Genomic DNA, 25,575 nt, shown 5'->3' on the forward strand with positions numbered 1-25,575 from the left:
TTTTATAACGCCTCTATTTCAAACTGCACTGTAATACCACTTGGGTCTACTACGGTAAATCCATTTGAAGTTTCATTTATCTCATGTTGTTTTTCTATTAATCTTTCTTTTACTTCATCTAACGCTTCTTTATGTGGTAGTACAATCGTATACACTTTTAATCCAGTTGCATGTGCTGGCGGGTGCGGATTATTTACCCCATTCCACGTATTTGCACCGATATGGTGATGATACCCTCCTGCCGAAATGAATAAGCAATCATCTTCACGCTGCTGCACTTCAAAACCTACTGTTTCTACATAAAATTCATGAGACTTTTCTACATCAGCTATTCGTAAATGTACGTGTCCAACAACCGTATCAGCTGGTAATCCATCGACCTCATAATCAACGAGCGTTGCCAGTTCTTTTAAGTCAAGCGGCGTACTTCCTCCTGGCCCTTCTCCCCATTGATCACGTGGACGGTCTGCATATATTTCGATACCATTACCCTCTAAGTCTTGTAAATAAAACGCCTCACTATACGTATGATCACTTGCGCTATTAAACCTTGAAATTGGTAAAATTTCATTTGAATATGTATAACGCCCTTCTTGCTCAGATGGACTATCAATTACGTTCTTATTACGAAGCACACCAAATAGTGCCGAAGCAAAAGCTTCACGAGTCGGAACTAAAAAGGCGACATGATATATACCCGTCGTACGCGGTTCTTGCAGCGCTGCATCTTCCAGTTGCTCAAGAACAAGTAACGTATTCTTACCACCCTTCCCTACTAAATATGCTGTATTCCCGTCTTTCTTAATTACCTCTAGACCAACAACATTTTCATAAAAAGCAATTTGACGCTCTAAATCTTTCACTTTAAATGTAACATGACCAATACGTGTTTTCGGATGAATTTGTACCATAAATAACTTCCTCTCCAGTTTCCTCTAGTTTTTTATATAAGTTGATAGGTCATAGCCCCATTCAACGAATACACCTTAATTTTGTTTTTTTGTAGCATCAATTTTTAGCCATTTTTTCGATATGTCACTCAATGTTCCATCTTGCTCTAATTCTTTTAACGCTTTATTTATATCTTCTAACTTTTCACTCTTTTTTGCAAATGGAAATGCAATCTCTCCCCATTCAAGTGGACCAAATCCAACTTTCACATTATCTAGTTTCGCCTTTGTTATTGTTGTTTCCACTTGAACTTTATCATTATAATAAGCATCGACGCGTCCAAATCCTACTTCGTTCAATTCCGCCGTTGGATCCTCTGAGTACGTTTTAATCGTAAAAGCATTATTTTTATTTAAAGCTTTTAACTCCTGCTCTCCTGCTGTACCAAGTCCAACACCTACAGTTTTTCCTTTTAGATCCTCTATCGATTTAATTGTATTATTCTCTTTCTTCACCGCAAAAACAGATCCTGAATACACATATGGGATCGAAAAATCATATTTCTTTTTTCTTTCCGGAGAAACGGATAATTCATTTGCAATCGTATCAATACGACCTGAATCTAATAAACCAAATAATCCTTCAAAATCAGAAACATTCCATTCTACTTTATATCCAGCTTTTTTAGCAGCCGCCTCAATAATTTCAGCATCAAAACCTTTTACTTTTTCACCCTCTTTAAAAATAAATGGACTACGACCTGCAGAAGTCCCAACTTTCACTACTTTTTCATTCGTTTTTTCACTTGATACGTTAGAACCACATGCAGACAAAGCTCCAACTGATAGTGTTAATGCTATCGTTAGTAATAATGACGATTTTCTCATAACTCTTCCTCCTAAATAACGAAATGATTTCCTTCTTCAGATGCATTTAATTGTCGTAAAAACTTTTTCGTACGTTCATTTTGTGGGTTTCGAAAAATCTCTTCTGGCGTTCCCTGCTCTACGATAATTCCATCCGCCATAAATATAATGCGATCAGCCACATCTTTTGCAAAATTCATTTCATGTGTAACAATAACCATCGTTATATGCTGTCTTGCCAAGTCTTTAATAACTTGCAGTACCTCATTAACTAATTCTGGATCAAGCGCAGAAGTCGGTTCATCAAATAATAATACAGCGGGATTTAAAGCCATTGCTCTAGCAATCCCTACCCTTTGCTGTTGCCCTCCTGATAGCATCGTTGGATAAAAATCTTCTTTCTCAGCTAACCCTACTTGTTTTAATATTTCTCTAGCTATTCCCTTTGCCTCTTCCTCACTTTTTTTCTGTACAACCGTTAATGGCGTTGTAATATTTTGCAGTGCTGTTTTATTTTTGAATAAATTATAGTTTTGAAAAACCATAGCTGTTTTTTGCCGTAATTGTATTATTTCTTTTTTATAAAGTTTCTTCGCATGAATCTCCAAATCTTCAATTCTAATACTTCCATCATTCGGTTGTTCTAATAAATTCAAACATCTCAGTAGTGTCGATTTCCCTGAACCAGAAGGTCCAATAATTACTACCACTTCCCCTTTTTTCACAGTAAGTGAAATTCCCTTTAACACTTCATTATGTTTGTAGGATTTATACAAATCACTTATCTCAATCACATACTTCACCTCATTTCTGTTATAAATACGGCGCATCAAGTTTCTTTTCTAATTTTTTCTGCCCCCAGCTAATTGCAATTGTAATAATCCAATACACAATCGCTACCGCTAAATAACTTTCCATATAACGATACGATTGAGCAGCTAACATTTTCGCTTGTGCTAAAATTTCAGCCACCCCAAGCGCAAAAGATAACGAAGATTCTTTTAACAATCCAACAAAATTATTTCCAAGTGACGGCACTGCTACACGAATAGCCTGCGGAAAGATAATTTGCCGCATCGCTTGTGCTTTTGTCATCCCTACTGATAAACAAGCATCCATTTGCCCTGATTCAACAGCATTTAATGAACCTCGAATTATCTCTGACAAATAAGCAGCATTATTTAAACTGAGACCAATTAAAGTTGCTTGCATAGCTGTAAGTACTGTAAAAGCCGGAGATATTTGTGGCAATCCGAAATACAACACAAACAATTGAACTAATAACGGTGTTCCTCTAAAGAAAGAGATATACACCCTTGCAATTGGATATAAAAATTTCGTTTTGTTTTTTGTTATGGTTGCCAAGCCAATCCCTATAAAGAAAGAAATAATCATGGAAACAACAGTAATCCCTAAAGTTATGTATACATACTTAAATAATTGCGGAAAACTTTCTAAAAAATACGTTACATCAAATTTCATTCTATCCCCCCTCTCTAAACAAAAAACTCTTCTTACACATATAAGAAGAGTTGAATGTTAATCCATTCCCCCCATCTTCCAGACGCCTCATACGTCTGCTGGAATTAGCACAGTACTTTTGTAGCCTGTTGCTGAGATTTCATCGGGCCAGTCCCTCCATCTCTCTTGATAAGAAAACTAATAAATTTTTCCATTTATTAAGTTGTTATTATGAAGAATACAGCTAAATTAAAACAATGTCAATAGGAAAACTAAGAATTAAACCCATACTTATTTCTTACATACAAACAATATGCCATCAAAATTACTCTTCTTTATACAACGTACACAAAAAGCCGGTACTTCTAACAAACTTAGAAATACCAGCTTCCAATCTTTTACTCTTATAGCTTATGATATTTATCTCATTTTATGTACTTCAGCAACTAGCTTTCCACCTTGTATGCCCATATACAACTTAACAGGAGCATCATTCGTGTTTTCAAATACTAAGTCTAAATATGGATATGCAATTGTAGCATCTCTTCCTTGTGGTACATAACCTACTGTTTTAGAATGTGTAGTTCTCTCTACCATTTTCAAACCAGCTTGATCTGCCGCATTGAATAAAGTAGATGATGTTTGACAAACGCCACCACCATAACCATCTACTAATTTACCATCTACAATTTCTTTTCCTAATTGGTACCCTTTATCTGGTGTTGTATCTCCAATTAGTTCATTAAAAGAGAAACGGTCTCCTTTCGCTAAAACAACTCCACTTACGCTCTGAGCAGATAAACGAATATTTTCAATTCGACCACCTGTTGAGCCACCTAAATTCGTTTCATATCTACCAATTACAGTACCACTGCCTTGCGCATCACTTAATGTTGCGGTAGGCTTTTTCTCCACAATTGGTAACTGATAAGTAGAATCCCACATACCTACATTTAATAATTTGTCTACTAACTCTTTTTCCATTAATTCATACGAAGGTTTTCCTTCTTGCCACGTTCCATCTGGCGCTAAACGTGAAGGAACCATCTTTTTATCGACGCTCTTTCCTACCTCACTAGCAACCTTTGATACCGATTTTTTGAATTTCGCTTCATCTTCAAAATAACCTAAGCTTGATAAATCTAGTTTCTTCACTTCAGTACCAGTACGACCATCCACTAAGCTAATTGAATCCTGTACATCAGCCTTAGCCTCTACAACGTTCCCACCAATATCACTCACTAATGCAACATCACTTACTTTTGCGCCACAACCACTTACTATAGCTACGCATAGCACCCCTACTAATATACCCTTTACTTTACGGAACAATATACTCTCTCCTTTTCCCCAACATCATTTCTTATGTATTATTTCATTTTTATGTATGTTTTGTTACAATCATTTTACAATATATTTAGAAAATGTTACAAGTTATTTTTTACTCTATTTAAATTACTCTTTTCTTTTGTAAATGTCTATACATATTAATATAAATTTTCGAGTTTGATAAGATTGTAACTTTTATGTAACCTATCTCTATCCAGTATATACCATTTAACGCATGGAATACAATTGTAAAACTCTTTCATTTCACCTCTTTATTCACCTACATGCTTCATAAAACGTAATGCTGATTTCTCATATATGATCATTATTAAACAACTGAAACCAAATTTTTATAGATCAAAACAATCAATCCCTTCAGCGCATCTAGGTATTTGCCGTGCCACTACTCCGCTTCTGCACATACATTATGGTGAATTTAACCTAATTATAAAGAAATGGAGGATGTGTTTATGTATCCCTACAATCCTTATGATCCATATAACCAATATGGTTACCAACCTCAGTATGATTTAGAGACACAATACCAACAATATATAGATCAATCAGAACAAGTTAATCCATATGATCAAAATCGCCAATTTCAACTTCCAATCTCTTTCCCTGGTACTGGAAACCGTCAACTAGAACGACGAGTAAATGAGCTTGAGCAAAGAGTACGTCAACTAGAAAACACAGTTGAGCGTCATACGCGTAGATTAAACCGCTTAAATCAACGTTTACGTACAGTAGAAAATAGACTAAACATTCCATTTTCAGCATTAGAAGACGGATTTTAATTTCGAAAATAACAAATATATAAGGAAGGGGCTCCCCCTTCCTTATATAAATTGACGAAAGTTTTTTCCATCTCTATACTGATAAGAGTTAATGAAATGAAACAAGGTGATAAATATGGATTTTGAAATAAATTTTCTTTCCTTTTATGTAGTACAAGTAGAAGGAAAAGGTGAAGCAGTTGATAAACGCTATAAACATTTTCAAACATTAGACGCTGAAGAGTATGAAGATAGCTCTTTAAAAGAATTTTTGAATGGTGAATTATTAAAAATTTCAAAGCGAAAAGTAGAACGTCACGCAAAAACAGAACAAGCCCCAACCAAAATTGGTCGCTTTATTGTAGAAGAAGGACATGAACTTGATTCAAACCCTCATTACAACCTTTTTAATCGTATTCGCTTTGCAGAAATAAAAGAAAACTTCAAAGATATGAGCGAACCTCTCGTTTATACATATCTTGACACAAGCGCTGTACGTGGTGGTGTATTTTTAATCGCTCAAGCAAAACTACGCAAATACTTTGATGATCCATTCGTTTTCGTTATGAAATGTGACTTTGAACCGAAAGTTGCTTCTATTTCAGATGAATCAACACTGATTCGTAACGTTGAAATGGCCATCACAACAAAAAACATGAAATCTATCCAATATCCGTACATGCCTGAGGAAGGCATGGTCGAAGTAGGCGAACTAAAAATACACCAAGCATCACACGCCCGTTACTTTGAAGACTTCTTAAAATTCGTCGAATACGAACGCTCTATGCCTGAAATTATGAAAACACAAGTAATGGACATGGTATACGACCAAATTGAAGATGTATTTGAAGAAGGTACTGAAGAACGCGAACAATTCGACCAAGCGATGGAAGTATGGGCTGCCAGTCCGAAACGCGAAATTATGGAACAATTTTCAACCGAAGAAGTAATGGAAGCTACCGCTCAAATCGTCGAGCATGCTCCTGAAGTAGAATTAAAGTTAAAAGCAGATCATATCTCTGTGAAGGCCCTGCTTGCTGATTTTGGAGATCAAATACATATCGCAAAGGTAAATGACCGATACGTACTAATGATCGAAGCAGACACACTTACATTTGAAAAAGGATTCTCTCCAATTGAGTTTCTAAAGCCGGATGAATTGCAAGACGTGATTGAGCGGATTGAGAATAAGCAACAGTATTCTTATGATCCGAACGGGATTGAATAAATGCTTCCATATAACTATTTTTACCGAGCGCTATTAACAAGCGCTCTTTTATTTTGGTCACATTTACATATCTATTTTGTGGTCACTAAAGGTATATGGATACTAAAACCACTTTTTTTATACAATTTCATATTACTAATCAATCGGAGGTCTGATCATTTTCTTCTATAGAAACGAATTTATTCAATAAACCATGTAAGATAACTCCGTCTTGCAGATTTGTGTTTGAACTAATATAAAATGGAGTTCCTTCATCCGCACGAACGCTTACATTAGGAGCTACATATACATTATTTTTAATTCTCACATCGCCTATCACACTAGAAAATGGACTTATGAAAGCTGTTTTATCAATTTTAGGATAACGTTGAATCGGATTAAATGAGGTGATAGGGTTGGGGCTTATGAAGGGAGCAAACGAAGGATGGTGGCTCCTACAATTTCTTTTCGTCAAGAAAATATCTCCTTTAAAATCATATATATAGTATTCTATGTACCCCCTGCTATTTTGGAGACAAGTTGTTAAAAGATTAATAAGTATTATAGCGACTTGCTGATGGATTCGGTTACGTTTGAGAAGGGGTTCTCTCCTATCGAATTTCTGAGGCCAGATGAATTGCAGGATGTAATTGAGCGGATTGAGAAGAAGCAGCAGTATTCTTATGATCCGAACGGGAGTGAATAAATGCTTCCATGTACTAAACGTTATTTACATAAACAAACTATTTAGTGTCTTTTTGTTTTACAGTATCACATGCTCGCTATTTGGAACATAGTTGTCATTTATATTAAAAACCGATTCTACTAAGAATCGGTTTCTCTGCTTTATAACAAAATATGCTTATTTTTAAATTTTTTTAATCCAAGATGACATTTTTTGCAAGGTCAAGTAGATCCCTTCCTTGCTCTACAAACGTATTTCCATTACAAATATTCGCTTCAATATTTTTAGTTGACCAAGTCCTTCTATAAGTTTTTGGTGTCCTTTTAGTCACTATGTATGTTGGTAAAATGAAAATTTCACTTCACTACCTCAAATTTATTGTACTCGTAAAAAGATAATTGAAAACGATATTTTGGATGTTCTCTCACCCAATCGTAGGCTTCTTCTAAAATATCCATTTTGTTTTGTGAGTCATTAAGTTCACTACATTCATCCCTTTTCTGTTCGCACAGAGGGCAGAATCCATTCACTATCTCGGCACTCATCGCACTAATAGTTTTACTTTCTAAGTCAACTAATAGACGAAGAATAAGAGAATGTTCTGCTTTTGTAGTCACCATCATTTCAGCAATTCTATCCTCATTCCAAAAGACACCGTTTAATTCCATCTTTACGTTGACATCCTTGATATACAAGTTTATCACTATCACATCTCCCTTTTATAAAAATCTTATCTTACTCTTCTATTTTAATCGTTAATACCCCACGGTTTAAAGATATGTTAAGTTTTTTCCACTTCTTCTTCTTTGCTATAAGAGGAAGTGTAATTACTGCTAAAAGTAACGTGAATATTACACCAAAAACTAAAACGGTTAAAATATTAAAGATTGCTTCCATTTAACTGTCCACTCTTTCATTTCTATGAGTTCTTATTTTATTAATACATTTTACAATTCTTACTACGCCTTTATTTTCAAAGCAATTATAATGGCTCAATTATAACAACAAATTAATTTCTATTTAATATGAAGACTTTATCCACCGTCAAAGCGATAAAATTAAATTTATGTAGTTAGAAATGGAGGAGAATCTCATTTAACCTCTGTATTCTCCTCCATCTCAGCCAAATACCTAAGTTGCCGCTCTGCCTTTCTCACTGCAGTAGGAAAGTGTTTTTTTAGAAGTTCTACTGCAGATTCACTTATATAATATCTTTCCATTATACTTTCCCACGTGTCACTACTTTCAAATGCACTCCATACAAAAGGACGCTCTGCACTTTTTTTCATTTCTTTAAATACCCATTTTCGCATCTTTTTTTTCGCTTTTTCTGTTAGTTTTCCGTTCTTTACAAGTTCAAGCTCACCATGTCTCTTGTATCGCTTATTAATATCTCTCTCACTATATGCTTTAAGAAATATATTCGCTGTATTCTCAGCATCTGCGAAAGCACGATGTTGCCTACCTTCCCACGTTAAATCAAGCTGCTCCACTGCAAATTGTAAACTTGGTGTATGCTCAAATAATTCTTCATACGCTTGGAAAACAAATTTTTGCACATCAAATCTGCTCTCTTTTTCCATGCATGGGCATTCTACACCATGTAATGTACAATCGTGAGATAGAAAACGATAATCTTCTTTTCCCCATGAAATAAATATAGAATCTTCTCCGATAAACTTAATAAATTTCTCTATAATTTGAGGGAACTTCTCTACACCAATTAAATCTTGCTTTGTAATTCCAGTTAATTTTGTTGTATGACGAGTTAATGAGGCACTTGGTTTTACTAACTCTGAAAATTCTCCAATAATCTTCATCGTACTCGCATCTATTTTTACAGCTCCAATATCAACTATTTCTGACGGATCTTCCGATTTATAAGGCCTAAAATTCCTTTCAATATCAAACACAATGAAATGTGTAGCGTTTTTCAATTTATTTACCTCTTTCTAAATTCCTTTTCACGCAAATACTTTATTTTCAGTATTTATTTATTAATGCACTTTATGCATGAAATACCTCGTGTAAAAAAACAAAAATTCAGTCTTATTATCATATGTACATTGGAGGATATTCAATAAGAACGCAAAAAAAAGAAGGGCAAGCCCTTCTTTTTTTCATAATTACTTCTTGTTTACGTTTGTAGCTTGAGGTCCACGGTTACCTTGTTCTACTTCGAAAGTAACTTCTTGACCTTCTTCTAAAGATTTGAAGCCGTCGCCTTGGATAGCTGAGAAATGAACGAATACGTCTTCTCCGCCTTCAACTTCGATGAAACCGAAACCTTTTTCTGCGTTAAACCATTTTACTTTACCGTTTTGCATTTAAAAAATCCTCCTACAATGTACCTATATGTACATATTCATTTTCAACCACTTTACAATAATACGTCATAAATTAAAAAACTGCAACCCCCGAAGGAGATTTAACATTGCTACCCCCTTGGAAGTTACAGCTCATTTAAATCTCTATATTATTAAAAGTAAAATGGTTTAAAGTAACTATATCATATCAATATAATAAAAGTAAAGTTTTTTTTAAGCTATACAGCTTTTTTCTTCCATTGCATCGTTTTTAATTCACCTGATCCAGCTACAACATAGTCTTCTTTTTCATTCACAATGCGCCAACCATGCCCTTTAACCGAATCACATACTGTAACAATTCCTTCTTCAAGAAGCACACGGCAAACAGTGCTAATTCCCGCCTTATTTTGCGTTGACGTTGTATATAACACATGTTGATCTACACTTAAATCTAAATAGCTACTCGCTTTTTGTTCACTTTGACATGTATGCCAACATATTTTTTCATTCTCAATACTCTCATCTATTTTACAAAAAGAAATATTCCCATTAATTCCCCTGCACGATCCACTTGCCGCTACTAAATAGGAATTATGTATAGTCAACGCAGAAATCATCTGGTTCATCGCTATTTTAATCCTTTTTAATTTACGTGTCTCTAAATCAAAAAGCCAAACACCACCATATTTAGTATGTATTTTCGTACCGATAAATAAGTAATGTTTATATAAAAATAATGATCGAATAGATGGTGCCTCGCTATCGTAATTAAGAAATGGCTGAATAGTCTCCCATGTGGAACCAAAATTATTAGAATGATACAGTGTTTTATCTCCATGAGCAATTACTGTTCCATTTTCATTACTACATACATTCCAGCTCGTTGCTTTCGTTGGAAAGCGCTGGATCGTCCACGTTTCTCCACCATTCATACTACGAATAAAAACTCCTTCGTCTCCTACTCCGTAAACTACGTTATCTTCACTATGTAAATCTCGAATTCGTTTTTGGAATCCAGTTAAAATCTGTTTCCATTCTCCATTTTTTTCAATGAATAAACCATTATATGTAGTAGCTAACAAAAGCTTTCCATCTCTTAACTTTGTAATAGCGGTTGCACTGAACTCTGTTTCCACGTTGACACTCCCATTCTTAGAACTTCTCGGCAAAAGCAATTGCAAAATCACTGCATTTTTCAACGTCTTCTTTATCTTCTGGAGCTAATTCAATTTTCAATCCTTCTTGTACGAGTTCTGCCCCGCATTTTACAAGACGTTCTTCAAATATCGTTACCGCTTCACAAAACAGTTCATACGCCGTATCACCTGATCCAAAAACAGCCACTTTTTTACCCGTTAAATCTATATTTTCTAACTCATCATGGAAATCTTCCGCTTCAAATGGTAATTCACCATCACCCCACGTATAAGATCCTAAAATGATTCCATCATAAGCTAATAATTCTTCAGCATCCATACCTTCCATCTCTTGTAATACTACTTCATGATCAAAGGCATCTAAACTTACTTTAATTAAATCAGCAATACTCTCCGTATTCCCTGACATACTTGCATACGCTATTAAAATTTTCGCCACCTTGGCATCCCCCTCTTACAATAATTGATTCTCATTCTCATTATATTAATAATGAGAATCAATTTCAATTATTATTTTCATCCGATTTATATCCTTTTCATTTATGTTAAAAGAAATCGTACATATGACTATTACTTTTTCATTTTGAGTATTAACATTCATATTCGTCTATTGCCAAATCTAGTTTCTCAACTTATTGTATATACATCCTTTCACATTTAATATGTTGCATATATAATGCGAAAGGCCATTTACACATTTCATTTTTTTCAGGTAACAAACAATTTCGATTTTACAAAAAGAGGAGTCTTTATAATGAAAAAAATTTTTATTAGACTTTTAAAAATATCATCCCTTTTGACAGCACTATTATTAACAGTGGGTGCCATTATTCTATTTGGCACTTCATACGGCCATAATTTACGTGTCATCGCAGCGGAAAGTATTTTAACGTCTCAACATCCGCAATACGCAAAAATTACATTACTGTCTGATAACGAGTTAAATGATATTTCTCAATCCATTACAAATCCAAAATGGAAAAATAGCGAGTTTGCCAATACAAAACTTTCAAAACAAGAATTAGAGCGAAAGAAAAATTTACCACTAACTGTTTCGATTGAAACAGTTAAGAAAAAATATAACGACCATTTTTTCGAAGGTAAATTAATGACTATTAGTAATCCATTAAATGTAAAGCTCGTTACACAACAAGGTTCACAAGGAAAAGACGTTGGGGAAAAAATATATGTCATGGCAAAACGAAACCATGCACTTGCTGCTGTAAATGCTAGTGGGTTCTGGGATGAAACGGGGCATGGTGGTGGTAAAACAGGCATCGGTATTGTTATGGAAAACGGGAAGGTCATAAACACACCGCAAGACATTAATACCCCTACTCTCGTTAGTGGACTTACAAAATACGGACAAATGGTTTCAGGAGAGTTTTCTGCTAATCAACTGTTAAATAAGAATGTCGTTTCCGCTGCTGGCTTTATGCCTCAACTAATTGTAAATGGCGAAAAAATGATTACAAATGATGGCGGATGGGGCTATGGTCCCCGAAGTATTATGGCCCAGAAAAAAGATGGATCAATTATGTTTTTCATCATTGATGGAAGACAACCTCATAGTATCGGAGCTTCTTTAAGGGACTGCCAAGATATTCTTTATGAAAAAGGGGCCATAAATGCAATGGCAATGGACGGGGGCTCGTCAGCGACATTGTACGCAATGGGAGACATTTTAAACATCCCTTCAACCTTATCTCATAAATCACGCTATTTACCAAACGCCTGGGTTGTTACCGCGAACCCTAAGCAACAAGTTCATGTAACAATAGACGGCAACCCCGCAAGCTCTCAAAAGATTTCCGAAATGACAGGATCTACTACTGTAGCTATAAATAAATAAATAAATAAATAAATAAATAAATAAATAAAAAAGAACAGATGACTATACAATCATCCGTTCTTTTTTATTACTTTTTAAAAATACCAAATGGTTTTCCAACTGGTAATACAACTTTTCCGAAGTGTGTATTTAACACGGCTGCTGCTGAACCATAGAAAGATAATAATGAAATACATAGTTCAGAATACGCTGCTAAATTATGCATTGCGTGCGGCATAACACCTAAAGTACTTAATGAAAGACCGATAAATAAGAAATCAATAAGGACGAAAATCATAAATAATACTTTATGTGTTTCCATTGCACCAATTGTCATAAAGATCGTGAAAATCAAGTATCCGATAAAGGCTACACCAAGCTGTTTTGAATCTGCAGTTTGGGCTAATTTTTCGCCAAATACTCCAAGTTGAATTAACCAAGTCATTCCAACACCTAACCAAAATAGGCCGTACGCACCAAATGCTGTTGTACCGAACGTATTGTTGTGCTTTGCATCGTGAATGCATGCAAAGATTTGTGCAAATCCTCCTAAAAAGATTGCCCATGGTAATACAAGTGAAACGCCATCTGTTAAGCCTAACTTTTGAGACGATGCTACAAGTGTTACCATCGCTAATCCAAATAGACCTATTCCAGATGGATCTGCTGTTGTCATTTTCACATGATGTGTAGTAGTTTGATTGCTCATATAAACCTCCTGATTATAAACATACTCGAATACAATACTTAAATCAGAAGGCTATGTCAATGGTTTTTTTTGTATGTTGTCAGACCTTATCTTATATAATAATCGAAGATACTTCCAACCACTTCATAAGGTTTTATATTTACATTTTCCAATTCATTTACCGGCATCCATAAAGGAATATAGCTGCCTCTATCTTTCCGTTTGAATTCCTCACCTTTACCACTTCCAAAAATTCCATCTATAATATGGGCATCATAATAATACTCGGTACCGTTATACTCCACCGTTGCAATAAGGTGCCCCATTTGTATATGTACCCCTAATTCTTCGTAAACCTCTCGCTTCGTTGCTTCTTCAGGTGTTTCTCCTTATTCAATTCCCCCACCTGGAAAAACAAAATATACCTCACCTTCTCGAACACGTTTTATAAGAGCGATTTTACCATCCTGTATAATTATGGCTGCACCGCGATTTCTTCTCACTTTATTACCTCAACACCAATCGCAACTGTTCCCCATTCTTTTTCTTGTTCTTTCGTATATATTTCGTATGTACTTTCTAACATTTCTTTTATACTAAGTTCTTCACAATCAAATAATTTTTTATCAATTTGTTCGTACATTGCTTTAAAGCTTTCGTATCGTTTTATCTCCGTTACTTTTACAGCCATCGTTTCTGCTGTCGTAAGGTTCGTAAATACAATTTCATCGTCTTGTTTTATAAGTTGACGTTTTTTATCGTATAAGCGTACTTCATATACTTTTTTTCCTGATTGAATTGACTGAAAAGGTTTATTATATAATCCCATTTCGTATCTCATACATTCCACTCCCTTTTATTCATCTTGCCTACTAACATTTTTGCACATTACTATTTCATACAACATAGTTCGCCTTACTTCACCTTGCATACAATGTTCCATATCCATTACTTTCTTTAGAGAGGATGCTAAAATTGGTATGTTATATTTAAATCAAAAACCTGAATATAATAAATATGATATCGGTGATTATACTTACAGTAAAGTAGGCCCTATTATTTTTTCTTGGAATGATGAAACAAAATTAAAAATAGGTAAGTTTTGTTCATTAGGAGAAGAAGTCGTTTTCGTACTTGGCGGTGAACATCGTGCTGATTGGATAACAACTTATCCATTTAATGTCCTCTTCGAAGAAGGAGCACACATTACTGGTCATCCTTCTTCAAAAGGTGATATCGTAGTCGGCAATGATGTATGGATTGGTTATCAATCCTGCATTTTATCTGGTGTTACAATTGGTAACGGGGCCATTATCGGGGCCAAGAGTGTTGTTACAAAAGACGTACCTCCATATGCAATCGTCGCTGGTAATCCTGCCAAACTAGTTCGATATCGTTTCCCGCAAGAAATCATTGAAAAACTAGAAAACCTTGCATGGTGGGACTGGGACATTTCCGTTATAAAAGGAGCTATTCCATTTCTACTCTCCAACAAAGTCAACGAATTTTTCACTTCTCCCGAAGAAGAAGCTACTTGATCTAAACAAAAAGAGCATCCTATTCTTTCAGGATGCTCTTTTTGTGTTTATTTTTTATTTATTCGCAACTGATTACACGGAGAACAGTGAAATGGAATTTTGTCTAAACAATTAAAGTTTGTTTCACAAATTTGTTCTATCGTTGGAACAAATGGAATGACAACTATGTTACTATCTATTATTTGTGTAACAGGTGGCAATACTGTGCCTACTTGATGTTCGAAGCGAATACTCGCTTGATTAATATAATTCCCTGAACCACTTGGTGCACTCTGAACTGTTACTTGGAACAAAACTGTCCGTGCTTCACCTGGATTTAAACTTCCTATAAGAAACCCTGATACTGGGCTTACATTTGGCACTGGCGTATTATCAACAGTTACACTTCCAGGAACAAATCGAAAACTACTATCTAACATATCTTGAAAACGAATATTTTGTATCGCTGTATCCCCCGTATTCGTAATAACTGTCGTAAACGTAATAACATCGCCTATTGTTGCTGATTGAAGATCTGCCGTTTTTACGACTGTTGTTGAAACATTTTGAGGAATAAACGGGATAACGACTGTATTACTATCGCCTTCAACTACTACTGGCGGCTCATTAGGATTTACAGTTGCAAGCCCATTCGCTGTAGATGTATTTGTAACTAAATTATTTATTTGCCCTCCTGTTATTACAACTTGGAAATTAATAATTGCTGCATCATTCGGCTGAAAATCACCTAGCGGGATACCAATATTTGGATTAGCAAATGGAAGAGGTACATCATTCACTGTTACCGTTCCATTTATAAATAACGTATTAGGATCAATAATATCTGTTAAAATAATATTCGTCACAGGAACTGTACTATCATTTATAACTGCAATTCCATACGTAATAACATCTCCTACCATCGCTACTTCAAAGTTTGCTCCTTTTGCAACAAATAAGATTGCGGTGTTTATCGTTACAATAACTGTATTACTCATGTCCATCACTGTAATTGGCGGCTCTCCTGGTACTAAAATATATTCTGCTAATGCCCCAGCAACGTTCACTACTGTACCACCATCTGGAAAACTTGTAATCGTAGCGTCATATGTTACAATCACCGTTTCACCGACTGGAATATCTGGTATCGTAAATCCAATCTGTGGATTTAACCCTGGCTGTGGTACTCCATTTATCGTTACACTATTTGGGACAAAATCAGCTTCCTGAGATAACACGTCTATAAATTGAACATTCATCGCATCAGCCGTACCAGTATTTAATATACGAACAGTATACGTTACCGTTTCTCCTACTCCAACAATTGGATGATCTACTTCTTTTAGCATATCTAAACTACCTCTATTTACTGGAGTTACTGTCGTATTACTTGGACTCGTAATTGTAAACGGTGGTTCTCCTGGAATAAGTTCAAAACTACCCGTTACACTCGCCGAATTCATAATGCTATTAGAAGGCGGGATTGAGATTACAGTTACTTCAAACGTTATGAGTACACTACCTCCTACTGGGAGATCCGGTAATGAAAAGCCTACAAAAGGATCTAAACCTACTTGCGGAATCCCATTTATCTGTACACTCCCTGGAACGAATTCTAAACTAGGTGATGGAACGTCAATAAATTGCACATTTGTCGCTGTTACCGTTCCTGTATTTGTAACTTGCACACTATACGTTAACGTATCTCCTAATCGTGTCGCCTGTTTGTTGACAGTTTTTATAACATTGAATCGCCCTCTATTTACCCTTGTTATTGTCGTATTACTCGGCTCTGTTACTACAACTGGTGGTTCTCCTGGTACTAAAGTAAAACTTCCTGTTATATTTGCAACATTCGTTATCGTTCCTGAAGATGGGATATTTGTCACTGTCGCTTGGAACGTCACTATATTCGTATTGCCAACAAGTATATCGCCAATTCCAAACCCAGTAATCGGATTCAAACCAGGTTGCGGAGTTCCATTTACCGTTACACTATTTGGGACAAATGACGCTCCTGCTGAAATCGTATCAATAAACTGAACATTGTTAGCTGTTACTGTTCCCGTATTCGTTATTTGCACTGTATACGTTAATACATCGCCAACGAGAGTCGCAGCCCTGTTCACCTGTTTTATAACATTAAATCGTCCTCTATTTACAGTTGTGAGTGTTGTATTGCTTGGTTGGTTTACTATAACTGGTGGTTCTCCTGGTACTAATATAAAGCTTCCAGTCACATTTGCCGTATTGGCAATCGTTCCGTTTGATGGAACACTGGCAACTGTTACTTGGAATGTGACTTCTACACTTTCCCCTGGATTTATATCTGGAAGCGAGAATCCATTATTAGGATTGAATCCAGGTTGTAACACACTGTCTATCGTTACACTGTTCGGTACGAATGTTATAGAGGAAGGTAATACATCACTATATTGAACATTCGTCGCTGTCACTGTTCCCGTATTTTGAACTACTGTTGTATATGTGATTGTATCTCCTACTGCAACAACCGGCTGACTTACTGATTTTAAAACATTCAAACCAGATTCATTTATTTTCGTTAATGTCGTGTTACTTGTCGTTGTTTCAGTAATAGGCGGCTCTGTTTCACTTACAGCAAATGTAGCCGTAACATCCACAAAATTAACAACTGTTCCACCTTGAGGTATGCTCGTTACCATCTCTTGATATGTGACAAGTACAAAATCACCTACAGGTATATCTGGAACTGTAAAGCCTATGAACGGATCGAATCCAGGTTCTGGTATTCCGTTTATACTCACACTTCCTGGAACAAATGCTACACCACTCGTACTAGAATCAAGAAATTGAACATTCGTTGCCGGCACTGTTCCAAAGTTAAAAATTAGTACATCGTAGGTTAATATTTCCCCAACCGTTGCTGATCCTTTATCTACTAGTTTTAACGGAAAAATAGACGCTATATTAATCGTCGTAACGACTAAATTCGTTAATATCGTTTGCGTAATAGGTGGTTCCTGCGGATTTGGTTGTGAAGTAAATGTAACGTCAGCATCGTTTAGTATGACTTCATTATCTGGAATCTCTGTAATCGTCACTTGGAACGTTACCGTAATACTTCCACCAGCAATTAATAACGGAGTAACTGTAAATCCTATTTCTGGATTTACACCTGGTTGCTGTATTCCACCTATCGTTACACTATTTGCAACAAATGTCGTTCCTTCTGGAATTACATCTTGGAAGAACACATCTGTAACAGGAATAATTCCTACATTCGTTATTAGAACGGTATACGTTAATACATCTCCAACAGCTCCAGCAGCAACATTTACAGTTTTTGTTGCTGTTACTTCACCAGGCGGAGGTAACGGTATTGTAACTACTGTCGTATTACTTGAATTTGTCGTTGTTACAGGCGGTTGTAAAGGATTTAATAAAAAAGTGGCTGTAGCAGATGCTGTGTTTAATACTGCTCCACGTGTAGACGGTGCAACTACCGTAACTTGGAACGTTACTGTCAATGATGTTCCAGCTGCGATATTAGGGAGCGGGAAACCAACATTTGGGTCAAAGCCTGGTTGAGGCGTTCCATTTATCGTTACACTATTTGCGACAAATGTTGTTTCTGTTGCAATCAGATCAATGAAAGAAACATTCGTCGCTAGTACTGTGCCGTTATTTCGAATGACAACAGAATACGTGTAAGTTTCTCCAAGTGCTGCTTGTTGCACAGATGAAGATTTTTGTATATTTAACTGCGCTGTATTTACTTGTGTCACTACAAAATTACTATTCGTAACAGTCGTTATAGGAGGTCCTGCCGGATTTATAAGGAAACTTGCAGTAACGTTCGATTGATTTCTTATATTCCCTCCACTTGGAACACTCGTCACCGTAACTTGAAACGTAATTGTAGCGGTTTGCCCGACTGGAATATTTGTAACTGGAAAACCTGCTATAGGGTCTGCGCCTTGCTGAACAACTCCATTTATCGTTACACTATTCGCTACAAATGTAGCTCCAGATGGGATTGGATCTTGAAAAATGATATTTGTTGCAGGAACAGTTCCTGTATTTTGAATAAGAATCGTATACGTTAACGTGTCTCCTACACCTGCTTGCGGCGTATTTACACTTTTTATTACATTAATTGATCCTACATTTACTCGTGTCACAACGATATTACTAATCGTTACAATTGTAATCGGTGGCTGCAGAGGGCTTACTTGAAAATCAGCAGTGACATTTGCATTATTCGGAAGTACTCTATTCGTCGGTACACTTGTTACCAACACTTGAAAAATGACTGTTACCATTGATCCAACCGGAATATTAGCAAGCGGAAAACCAATAGTCGGATCTAATCCTGGTTGCGGGGTTCCGTTAATCGTTACACTATTTGCTACGAATGTTGTACCAGCTGGTATCGGATCGAGAAATGATACATTTGTCGCTACTACCGTGCCGCTATTTTGTATAGTAACTGTATACGTTAACGTATCTCCTACACCTGCTTCACTTGCATTTACAATTTTCATCACATTTAATCCTGCAGAATTTACGACTGTCATTACGGTATTACTTGGTACCGTCACAGTAATAGGTGGTTCTGTTGGATTTACAAGAAAATCTCCAGTGACATTCGCATTATTTACAACATTATTCCCTTGTGGAATTGAATCAATTAATACTTCAAACGTAACAATTACACTCGCACCAGTAGGTAAATTATTTAATGTAAATCCAAGTTCTGGATCTGCCCCTTCCTGTAAAACACCATTAACCAATACACTATTTTCAATAAATAACGTCCCTTGTGGAATTGAATCTTGGAAAAATACATTTGTAGCTGGTACACTACCTGCATTTATTATTTCGATTGTATATATTAAAGTATCTCCTACAGTTGCAACACTCGTATTCACAGATTTTATAACTTCAAAGCTCCCTGTTTGTACTGTCGTATTCACGACGTTACTCGGAACAGTAATAGTAACTGGTGGTTCACTCGGATTCACTTGAAAACTTGCGGATACAGTTGCACTATTTAAAATATCTTCATTCGGCGGATCCTGCTCAATTAATACTTCAAATGTAACTACAACTGTCTGAGCCGCAGGGATATTCGGAAGAGGAAATCCTGAATTTGGATTTAGTCCACTTTGTGGTGTTCCATTAATTGTTACAGAGTTTGCAACGAAAGAAACCGCTGAAGAAGTAGTGTCTTGGAAAAATACATTTGTTAACGGAACGTTACCTGTATTTTGGACGGCAATCGTGTATGTTAAAGTATCACCTACTGCCGCTTGAGCTGTATTTACTTCTTTTATTACATTTAAACCACCTGTATTAACTTGTGTTACAACGGTATTCGTTTGCCTATTAATCGTTACTGGCGGTTGATTCGGAATAACGACGAAATTAGCAGATACATTACCGCGATTCGCAATCGTACCTCCTGATGGGGTAGATGTAACTCGTACTTGAAAAGTCACCGTTCTACTTCCACCTGGAGATATATTCGCTACTGTAAACCCAGTCGCTGGATTTGCCCCAGGTTGCGAAACTCCATCAACAGTTACACTATTTGGTATAAAAGTCGTTCCAATTGGGATTGGATCTTGAAAAATAACGTTCGTCGCCAGTACATTTCCTGTATTTTCAATTGTAACGGTATACGTAAGAACGTCATTAACTGTCGCAAAAGCTCTATCTACTGTTTTTCTCGTTCTTATATCGGCTATATTTATTGTAGTAAATACTGTATTACTTGTCGCTTGGCCTGAAACTGGTTGTTGACCAGGAACCGGAATAAAGTTAAACGTTACACTCGCACGGTTTGGAATTGGATTTACAAGAGGATTAGATGTTACTCGAACTTGAAAGCGTACTACAGTCGTTTGCGAAGCATTAATACTTCCAAGATTAATACTACTTGCTGGATTCGCTCCTGGTCGCGCTACTCCATTTACCGTAACACTATTTGTTACAAACGTTGTTCCAGCAGGTATACTATCAACAAAAATAACATTATTTGCAGCGACATTCCCATTGTTCGTGACATTCACTGTGTAGGTTAATACGTCATTAAGTGTTGCCGTCTGTAGGTCTACAGATTTTTGCAAACTTAGATTTGCACGGTTTACCGTCGTCTGTACTGTATTTGAAGAAGCTGTACTTGTGATAGGAGGACTTCCGACGAAAGGACGGAATTGGTAAGATACCATTGCACGGTTGGAAATTGGATTTGGATTTGGGAATGACGTAACTCTCACTTGAAATGTAACAATTCTTTGAGCGTTATTTGGGATTGTACCTAAATTTATTCCACTAGCTGGATTCGCACTCGGCTGCGTTACTCCTCCTACTGTCACACTGCCGGCTATAAATGTCGTTCCATTCGGAATACTGTCTTGTAATACAACGTTATCTGCACTTCCCGTCCCTGTATTCGGAACGGTAATCGTATATGTGAGAATATCTCCAACTGCTGCCACTGTTTTATCAACAGATTTGACAGGATTTATAATCGGCCCCGTCGCATCTATTTGAACACCAAAACCAGCTGCAGCATATCCATCTCCATTTGTAATGAAGCGAACTGTTGCTGACGTTTGATTATTCACTAATGATGATGAAGCATCTACATTCGTAATATCCCACCCTTGTCTTCTGACAGCCAAGGCTGCCCCTAACGGCTGATTCAAATTTCCAAACGTGCCGCTCGTATCTAAATTCCCATTGTCATTACAAATTTGTGATTGAAAGAAATTATTTGCGGGATTTCTCGGTCCGAATAATGCAACTGTAGCATTAGCGTTCGGCCCAAAACGAAGTTGATCTCCAACAATGTTAGAATCACCTTCTTGAGCAGTTACAAGTACTCTTCCTGTAACTGTCCCCGTAGACGGCGTTGCAAAACCAGAAATAATAGCATCAACTGGTGGCGATGAAGCATCGATGATTTCTTGACCTGCATACACTGATAAATTTCGAAGTGGTAAACTCGCATTTTGATAAACTACCTCAAGTGTCCAGCCTACCGATCGACTAATAGTTGAATTGGCAGCAGTTCTCGCAGCAGGAACACTCCCAGTTGTATATGTCCCCGCTCCTCCTCCATTAACAAAGTTTGTTACATTGGCAGATCTAACGTAATAAAACTGATTCCCAACTGATCCTTGTTGAGCAGTTGCAGGATCTGGTGCAACTGAAAATGTTCCTGCTGGTGTTGTAAACGAAATATTATCATTTAAAAATGCAGTAACATCCTCAGTATCAGTCCTGTATGTGCCAGCCCACACTAGTTCTGCGTATAAAACACTACTCCCTGCTGGAAGGTTTAAAATTGCACTTGAAGAATTTAATGGCCAATCATTTGTCGTTCCTGCTGGGAACCCTGGCACTTGAAGCGATGTATTTACTGTAGTAAATACATCAATCGTACCGAAGTTATTGCCTGGTGCAGGAGATGTAGGACTGAGTCCCAACGTGTTCCCAGTGAACGTGACGGCACCAGTTACTGTCGTTGTAAAGCGATTCATAAAAGGCACATAATCATCTCATTTCATTTCATTTATAGTAAAAAGTGCTCTATACTATAAAATGTAGACAAACTATAGAGTGTACGTTGTCCAACAAAATTCCGCACATACGAGAGGGGTTTATAAAATTATGCGCTACGTAATCATAACAGGAACTTCACAAGGTTTAGGTGAGGCGATTGCCACGCAATTGTTAGAAGAAAATACAACGGTCATCTCTATTTCTAGAAGAGAAAATAAAGAGCTTACTAAACTCGCAGAGCAAAATAACAGCAATTGCATTTTCCATTCCTTAGATCTTCAAGATGTACATAATTTAGAAACTAACTTTAACGAAATCATTTCATCTATTAATGAAAAGGCTGTATCATCTATTCATTTAATTAATAATGCGGGCACAGTTGCACCTATGAAACCAATTGAAAAAGCTGAGAGCGGACTGTTCATTACGAACGTTCAAATTAATTTACTTGCACCTATGATTCTTACCTCCACTTTCATGAAACATACGAAAGATTGGAAAGTAGATAAACGTGTTATAAACATCTCATCTGGCGCAGGAAAAAATCCTTATTTCGGATGGGGAGCTTATTGTACAACGAAAGCTGGCGTAAATATGTTTACACAGTGTGTAGCGACCGAAGAAAAAGAAAAAGAATATCCAGTAAAAATCGTCGCTTTTGCACCTGGTGTTGTTGATACAAATATGCAAGCTCAAATTCGTGAAACAAATAAAGAAGACTTCATAAATTTAGATCGATTCATCGCATTAAAAGAAGAAGGAAAGCTACTGTTACCCGAATATGTTGCGAAGGCAATTCGTAGCTTACTAGAAACAGAGGACTTCCCGCAAGGTGAGGTAATTCGAATTGATGAATAACAAAAAGGCACGCTATACTAGTGTGCCTTTTCATTCTACTTCTCTAAAAATATAAGTACAGACTCCATAATCTCTTCATAACCAATTTCTTGATAAATTTTATTTGATGTTGGATTTGCCAGATCAGTATATAATGTCGTTGTTTTGTAACCTTCATCTAACATACGTTGACTAAGTGCAGCTACACAATTTGATGCGTACCCTTTTTTCCGTTCTTCTTTCGGCGTATATACGAAATTAACTGTTATATTATTTGTAGTTGGTCTTGTTTTTGCAGCTACAGAGACTAATTTCCCGCCAACCTCCAGACCAAATAGACGGTTGGTAGTTATTAATGTATGCGCGGTTTGTTTCGCTTCCTCTTTCGTAGTAGGTAACTTCACGTCTTCACAAAATTGATATATCCATTTTTCTATTAATGGTAGCTCATCACTATTTATCGTACGAAAAATCCCATCGTTCCACTTCTTCTTTACTCGTTTTAATTCATATACACCTTGCTCCATTCCAACTACAATTTTTTTCTGTTCTAATATCGCAATCTCTTCAGCTAACTTCTTTATGACTTTCTTATTGCCAATGAAACCAGGAATATCCGGATATACTTTCGTTAACTCCTTTGCAAGTTCCACTATATCCTCTTCCGCAATTTCAGAAGTTGCAACAATCATTTGTCTTTCCACAGTTTGAAGAAATACAATCGTAACCTCTTCTCCACGTTTCGCTACCGCCATAAATATCGGTTCTTGAACAACTTGTAAAACGCCTAATATTAAATTATTTGCCTGCTCATTCTTTTCTAAAAATGATGTAACATCTTCTTTAAAACGGAGAACCTCTTCATATACGTGTAATTGAATCATCGACAATCTCTTCCCTCGATTTATATTTTAATTAAGTATTGGCGATTAATTCATTAAATCCTCCTTTTACGATTCAATAATATTTGAAACTAATGTGTTCAAATCATTTTCAGCATGCAAAACTCTCTTCTTTTCCTTCTCAAATATCTCTTCTTCTTTTCGAAAAGATTCTTTGCGTTTTTGAATCATACGCTCCATCTCTTTTTTACTCGGACCACCATATACATTTCTTTTTTGAATAAAAGCTTCTGGTGATATAATTTCTTTCCACTCTTCTTCTAATAAAGTTACTCTTAACTTTTCTTGCAAGTACATATTTACTTCTTTGAAATGTAATTCATGTAATTCTTTCTTCTGCTGCATAGACATATTCGCAATCGTACTTGCTGCATGATGTGCATGCCGGAATGGTATTTCATAGTTCTTTGTTAAAACATCTGCGAAATCTGTAATCGTAATCGCGTGTTTATATGAACGACTTTTTAACGTTTCCGCTTCTACCTTCATCGTTCGAATAACTGCGTTCATAATACAAAAAACACGAATCGCCTTTTCGATTCCTTTATATAAATACGGCTGCAAGTCATCCTCCGTATCGACAATATCGCCAAATGGTGTATTATGAATCATTTGAAATACAGTAAAGGCTTCCCCTAAAGCACTACTCGTAATAGCGCGTGCATGTTCAATTGAAACAGGATTTCGTTTTTGCGGCATAATGCTACTTATTTGTACATATGGCTTCGCTACAGTAATCCCATCGTATTCTTTCGTCGCTAATAGTAAAAAATCATGAATCCATCTACTTGTGTTCGTCATAATAACCATTAGCAACGAACTAACTTCTAATAAATAATCCGCTCCAGCGACAGCATCATATGAGTTCTCAATTACATTTGTAAATCCCAGTAGCTGTGCCACTCGCTCTCGCTTAATCGGGAAACTTGTTGTAGAAAGGGCAGCTGCCCCCATTGGAGAATGATTTACAAAATGATACGCTTTTCTCGTTCGTTCCAAGTCTCTTTGCATCGTATCGTAAATTGCTAAAACATAATGACCAAATGTTGTTGGTTGCGCTGGTTGTGTATGTGTATACGCAGGCATAATTGTTCCCATATGTTCCTCAGCGAGCTCCAGCATACTTTCTTGCAGCAATAAATGATGTTCCATTAACCGTAATACATATTGCCGCAAACTCATGCGATACATCGTTACACCCATATCATTTCTACTCCTACCGATATGCATATTACTGACAAATTCACACTTTGCTTCTTGAGAAAGTAAATGTTCAACTAAGAAAAAAAGATCTTCATGTTGCTCTGTATATAGCAACTGATCCTTTGGAATTGCCCCTACCTTTTTAAGTGCTGTTAATATAGCTTTCGCTTCTTCTCTTTTCATTAGCTTTTCTTCAGTTAACATAATAATATGTGCCCTATGCACTTGAAACATATCTTTCAATAAATAATTACGCTGAAAATCAAATACATGCTGTAGTACACAGTCTACATATGTTTTCCCAGGGAAATCAGCGCCTTCATTTTTAATAAACTCTTCTTTACTCTGTTTCATCACCTTTT

Annotated in this window: 21 protein-coding genes, 3 pseudogenes and 1 riboswitch; of the genes and pseudogenes, 6 read left to right on the forward strand and 18 right to left on the reverse strand. The window is 36.3% G+C overall.

Annotation, left to right across the window (positions count from 1 at the left end; all coding sequences use genetic code 11):
- Nucleotides 1-2: 2 nt before the first annotated feature.
- The 5 genes from LUS72_RS17155 to LUS72_RS17175 all read right to left on the reverse strand — a co-directional run bounded on the left by LUS72_RS17155 (nucleotide 3) and on the right by LUS72_RS17175 (nucleotide 4,550).
- Nucleotides 3-911 (reverse strand): VOC family protein, encoded by a 909-nt coding sequence (locus LUS72_RS17155; RefSeq protein ID WP_097832773.1) that lies wholly within the window; start codon nucleotides 909-911, stop codon nucleotides 3-5.
- A gap of 75 nt (nucleotides 912-986) precedes the next feature.
- Nucleotides 987-1,778 carry an amino acid ABC transporter substrate-binding protein gene (locus LUS72_RS17160; RefSeq protein ID WP_264447489.1) on the reverse strand — a complete coding sequence of 264 codons (792 nt, stop codon included), beginning with the start codon at nucleotides 1,776-1,778 and terminating at the stop codon, nucleotides 987-989.
- 11 nt (nucleotides 1,779-1,789) lie between these two features.
- Nucleotides 1,790-2,551, reverse strand: a complete 762-nt coding sequence (locus LUS72_RS17165) for an amino acid ABC transporter ATP-binding protein (RefSeq protein WP_170961061.1) — start codon at nucleotides 2,549-2,551, stop codon at nucleotides 1,790-1,792.
- Between the two features lie 19 nt (nucleotides 2,552-2,570).
- The gene (locus LUS72_RS17170; protein WP_264447492.1) at nucleotides 2,571-3,239 is read right to left on the reverse strand and encodes an amino acid ABC transporter permease; all 669 of its coding nucleotides are present in this window, start codon (nucleotides 3,237-3,239) and stop codon (nucleotides 2,571-2,573) included.
- 68 nt (nucleotides 3,240-3,307) lie between these two features.
- Nucleotides 3,308-3,414: riboswitch (SAM riboswitch) on the reverse strand.
- Nucleotides 3,415-3,638: 224 nt separating this feature from the next.
- A complete protein-coding gene (locus tag LUS72_RS17175; RefSeq protein ID WP_097832770.1) occupies nucleotides 3,639-4,550 on the reverse strand; it encodes a VanW family protein in 912 nt (303 codons plus the stop codon).
- Between the two features lie 467 nt (nucleotides 4,551-5,017).
- On the opposite strand from LUS72_RS17175, the gene LUS72_RS17180 reads away from it, so the two are divergent.
- Together LUS72_RS17180 and LUS72_RS17185 are read left to right on the forward strand one after the other, a co-directional pair.
- Nucleotides 5,018-5,344: a hypothetical protein gene (locus LUS72_RS17180; protein ID WP_071747617.1), complete on the forward strand. Its 327-nt coding sequence runs from the start codon at nucleotides 5,018-5,020 to the stop codon at nucleotides 5,342-5,344.
- A 115-nt stretch (nucleotides 5,345-5,459) separates the two neighbouring features.
- Nucleotides 5,460-6,551 carry a DUF3900 domain-containing protein gene (locus LUS72_RS17185; RefSeq protein WP_264447496.1) on the forward strand — a complete coding sequence of 364 codons (1,092 nt, stop codon included), beginning with the start codon at nucleotides 5,460-5,462 and terminating at the stop codon, nucleotides 6,549-6,551.
- A gap of 154 nt (nucleotides 6,552-6,705) precedes the next feature.
- Here LUS72_RS17185 and LUS72_RS17190 read toward each other — a convergent pair.
- Nucleotides 6,706-7,005 (reverse strand): annotated as a pseudogene (locus tag LUS72_RS17190) (carbonate dehydratase); the annotation flags it as partial.
- A 72-nt stretch (nucleotides 7,006-7,077) separates the two neighbouring features.
- On the opposite strand from LUS72_RS17190, the pseudogene LUS72_RS17195 reads away from it, so the two are divergent.
- Nucleotides 7,078-7,236, forward strand: a pseudogene (locus tag LUS72_RS17195) (DUF3898 domain-containing protein); the annotation flags it as partial.
- A 335-nt stretch (nucleotides 7,237-7,571) separates the two neighbouring features.
- Here the strand turns inward: LUS72_RS17195 and LUS72_RS17200 are convergent.
- From LUS72_RS17200 to LUS72_RS17225, 6 genes are all read right to left on the reverse strand, one after another.
- Entirely contained in the window at nucleotides 7,572-7,919 is a 348-nt protein-coding gene (locus tag LUS72_RS17200; RefSeq protein WP_264447500.1) for a hypothetical protein, read from the reverse strand.
- Nucleotides 7,920-7,950: 31 nt separating this feature from the next.
- The gene (locus tag LUS72_RS17205; RefSeq protein WP_097832769.1) at nucleotides 7,951-8,112 is read right to left on the reverse strand and encodes a hypothetical protein; all 162 of its coding nucleotides are present in this window, start codon (nucleotides 8,110-8,112) and stop codon (nucleotides 7,951-7,953) included.
- Between the two features lie 194 nt (nucleotides 8,113-8,306).
- The gene (locus LUS72_RS17210; RefSeq protein ID WP_097832768.1) at nucleotides 8,307-9,152 is read right to left on the reverse strand and encodes an exonuclease; all 846 of its coding nucleotides are present in this window, start codon (nucleotides 9,150-9,152) and stop codon (nucleotides 8,307-8,309) included.
- A 189-nt stretch (nucleotides 9,153-9,341) separates the two neighbouring features.
- Nucleotides 9,342-9,542, reverse strand: a complete 201-nt coding sequence (cspB, locus tag LUS72_RS17215; RefSeq protein ID WP_001179147.1) for a cold shock-like protein CspB — start codon at nucleotides 9,540-9,542, stop codon at nucleotides 9,342-9,344.
- 218 nt (nucleotides 9,543-9,760) lie between these two features.
- Nucleotides 9,761-10,660, reverse strand: coding sequence for a WD40/YVTN/BNR-like repeat-containing protein (locus tag LUS72_RS17220; RefSeq protein WP_097832767.1), 900 nt, complete (start codon nucleotides 10,658-10,660; stop codon nucleotides 9,761-9,763).
- A 16-nt stretch (nucleotides 10,661-10,676) separates the two neighbouring features.
- Nucleotides 10,677-11,120 (reverse strand): flavodoxin, encoded by a 444-nt coding sequence (locus tag LUS72_RS17225; protein WP_001062757.1) that lies wholly within the window; start codon nucleotides 11,118-11,120, stop codon nucleotides 10,677-10,679.
- A gap of 315 nt (nucleotides 11,121-11,435) precedes the next feature.
- Between LUS72_RS17225 and LUS72_RS17230 the strand changes: the two genes are divergently transcribed.
- Nucleotides 11,436-12,533: a phosphodiester glycosidase family protein gene (locus LUS72_RS17230; RefSeq protein WP_002146386.1), complete on the forward strand. Its 1,098-nt coding sequence runs from the start codon at nucleotides 11,436-11,438 to the stop codon at nucleotides 12,531-12,533.
- Nucleotides 12,534-12,600: 67 nt separating this feature from the next.
- On the opposite strand, the gene LUS72_RS17235 is transcribed toward LUS72_RS17230, so the two are convergent.
- The 3 genes and pseudogenes from LUS72_RS17235 to LUS72_RS17245 form a co-directional block, all read right to left on the reverse strand.
- Nucleotides 12,601-13,221 carry an acetate uptake transporter gene (locus LUS72_RS17235; protein ID WP_000070943.1) on the reverse strand — a complete coding sequence of 207 codons (621 nt, stop codon included), beginning with the start codon at nucleotides 13,219-13,221 and terminating at the stop codon, nucleotides 12,601-12,603.
- A gap of 86 nt (nucleotides 13,222-13,307) precedes the next feature.
- Nucleotides 13,308-13,703: pseudogene (locus tag LUS72_RS17240) on the reverse strand (NUDIX hydrolase).
- Nucleotides 13,700-14,041: an ASCH domain-containing protein gene (locus LUS72_RS17245; RefSeq protein ID WP_097832765.1), complete on the reverse strand. Its 342-nt coding sequence runs from the start codon at nucleotides 14,039-14,041 to the stop codon at nucleotides 13,700-13,702. Before LUS72_RS17245 ends, LUS72_RS17240 begins: the two are co-directional and overlap by 4 nt.
- A 139-nt stretch (nucleotides 14,042-14,180) precedes the next feature.
- Between LUS72_RS17245 and LUS72_RS17250 the strand changes: the two genes are divergently transcribed.
- The gene (locus tag LUS72_RS17250; RefSeq protein ID WP_002128459.1) at nucleotides 14,181-14,738 is read left to right on the forward strand and encodes a CatB-related O-acetyltransferase; all 558 of its coding nucleotides are present in this window, start codon (nucleotides 14,181-14,183) and stop codon (nucleotides 14,736-14,738) included.
- 47 nt (nucleotides 14,739-14,785) lie between these two features.
- Here LUS72_RS17250 and LUS72_RS17255 read toward each other — a convergent pair whose 3' ends face one another.
- Nucleotides 14,786-22,258: a DUF7507 domain-containing protein gene (locus tag LUS72_RS17255; protein WP_097832764.1), complete on the reverse strand. Its 7,473-nt coding sequence runs from the start codon at nucleotides 22,256-22,258 to the stop codon at nucleotides 14,786-14,788.
- 121 nt (nucleotides 22,259-22,379) lie between these two features.
- Between LUS72_RS17255 and LUS72_RS17260 the strand changes: the two genes are divergently transcribed.
- Nucleotides 22,380-23,129, forward strand: coding sequence for a (S)-benzoin forming benzil reductase (locus LUS72_RS17260; protein ID WP_097832763.1), 750 nt, complete (start codon nucleotides 22,380-22,382; stop codon nucleotides 23,127-23,129).
- A gap of 35 nt (nucleotides 23,130-23,164) precedes the next feature.
- Here the strand turns inward: LUS72_RS17260 and LUS72_RS17265 are convergent, their stop codons facing one another.
- Nucleotides 23,165-23,992, reverse strand: a complete 828-nt coding sequence (locus LUS72_RS17265; protein ID WP_097832762.1) for a GNAT family N-acetyltransferase — start codon at nucleotides 23,990-23,992, stop codon at nucleotides 23,165-23,167.
- Between the two features lie 66 nt (nucleotides 23,993-24,058).
- Nucleotides 24,059-25,567 carry an argininosuccinate lyase gene (argH, locus tag LUS72_RS17270; RefSeq protein WP_097832761.1) on the reverse strand — a complete coding sequence of 503 codons (1,509 nt, stop codon included), beginning with the start codon at nucleotides 25,565-25,567 and terminating at the stop codon, nucleotides 24,059-24,061.
- Nucleotides 25,568-25,575: the final 8 nt, after the last annotated feature.

Source organism: Bacillus cereus, assembly GCF_025917685.1.
GTDB lineage: Bacteria > Bacillota > Bacilli > Bacillales > Bacillaceae_G > Bacillus_A > Bacillus_A cereus_AT.

What these genes read in the sequence shown, in the direction of transcription:
- LUS72_RS17155 (WP_097832773.1), bottom strand. Translation starts at nt 911, where the DNA reads ATGGTACAAATTCATCCGAAAACACGTATTGGTCATGTTACATTTAAA.
- LUS72_RS17160 (WP_264447489.1), bottom strand. Translation starts at nt 1,778, where the DNA reads ATGAGAAAATCGTCATTATTACTAACGATAGCATTAACACTATCAGTT.
- LUS72_RS17170 (WP_264447492.1), bottom strand. Translation starts at nt 3,239, where the DNA reads ATGAAATTTGATGTAACGTATTTTTTAGAAAGTTTTCCGCAATTATTT.
- LUS72_RS17180 (WP_071747617.1), top strand. Translation starts at nt 5,018, where the DNA reads ATGTATCCCTACAATCCTTATGATCCATATAACCAATATGGTTACCAA.
- LUS72_RS17185 (WP_264447496.1), top strand. Translation starts at nt 5,460, where the DNA reads ATGGATTTTGAAATAAATTTTCTTTCCTTTTATGTAGTACAAGTAGAA.
- LUS72_RS17205 (WP_097832769.1), bottom strand. Translation starts at nt 8,112, where the DNA reads ATGGAAGCAATCTTTAATATTTTAACCGTTTTAGTTTTTGGTGTAATA.
- cspB (WP_001179147.1), bottom strand. Translation starts at nt 9,542, where the DNA reads ATGCAAAACGGTAAAGTAAAATGGTTTAACGCAGAAAAAGGTTTCGGT.
- LUS72_RS17230 (WP_002146386.1), top strand. Translation starts at nt 11,436, where the DNA reads ATGAAAAAAATTTTTATTAGACTTTTAAAAATATCATCCCTTTTGACA.
- LUS72_RS17235 (WP_000070943.1), bottom strand. Translation starts at nt 13,221, where the DNA reads ATGAGCAATCAAACTACTACACATCATGTGAAAATGACAACAGCAGAT.
- LUS72_RS17245 (WP_097832765.1), bottom strand. Translation starts at nt 14,041, where the DNA reads ATGAGATACGAAATGGGATTATATAATAAACCTTTTCAGTCAATTCAA.
- LUS72_RS17250 (WP_002128459.1), top strand. Translation starts at nt 14,181, where the DNA reads ATGTTATATTTAAATCAAAAACCTGAATATAATAAATATGATATCGGT.
- LUS72_RS17260 (WP_097832763.1), top strand. Translation starts at nt 22,380, where the DNA reads ATGCGCTACGTAATCATAACAGGAACTTCACAAGGTTTAGGTGAGGCG.
- LUS72_RS17265 (WP_097832762.1), bottom strand. Translation starts at nt 23,992, where the DNA reads ATGATTCAATTACACGTATATGAAGAGGTTCTCCGTTTTAAAGAAGAT.
- argH (WP_097832761.1), bottom strand. Translation starts at nt 25,567, where the DNA reads ATGAAACAGAGTAAAGAAGAGTTTATTAAAAATGAAGGCGCTGATTTC.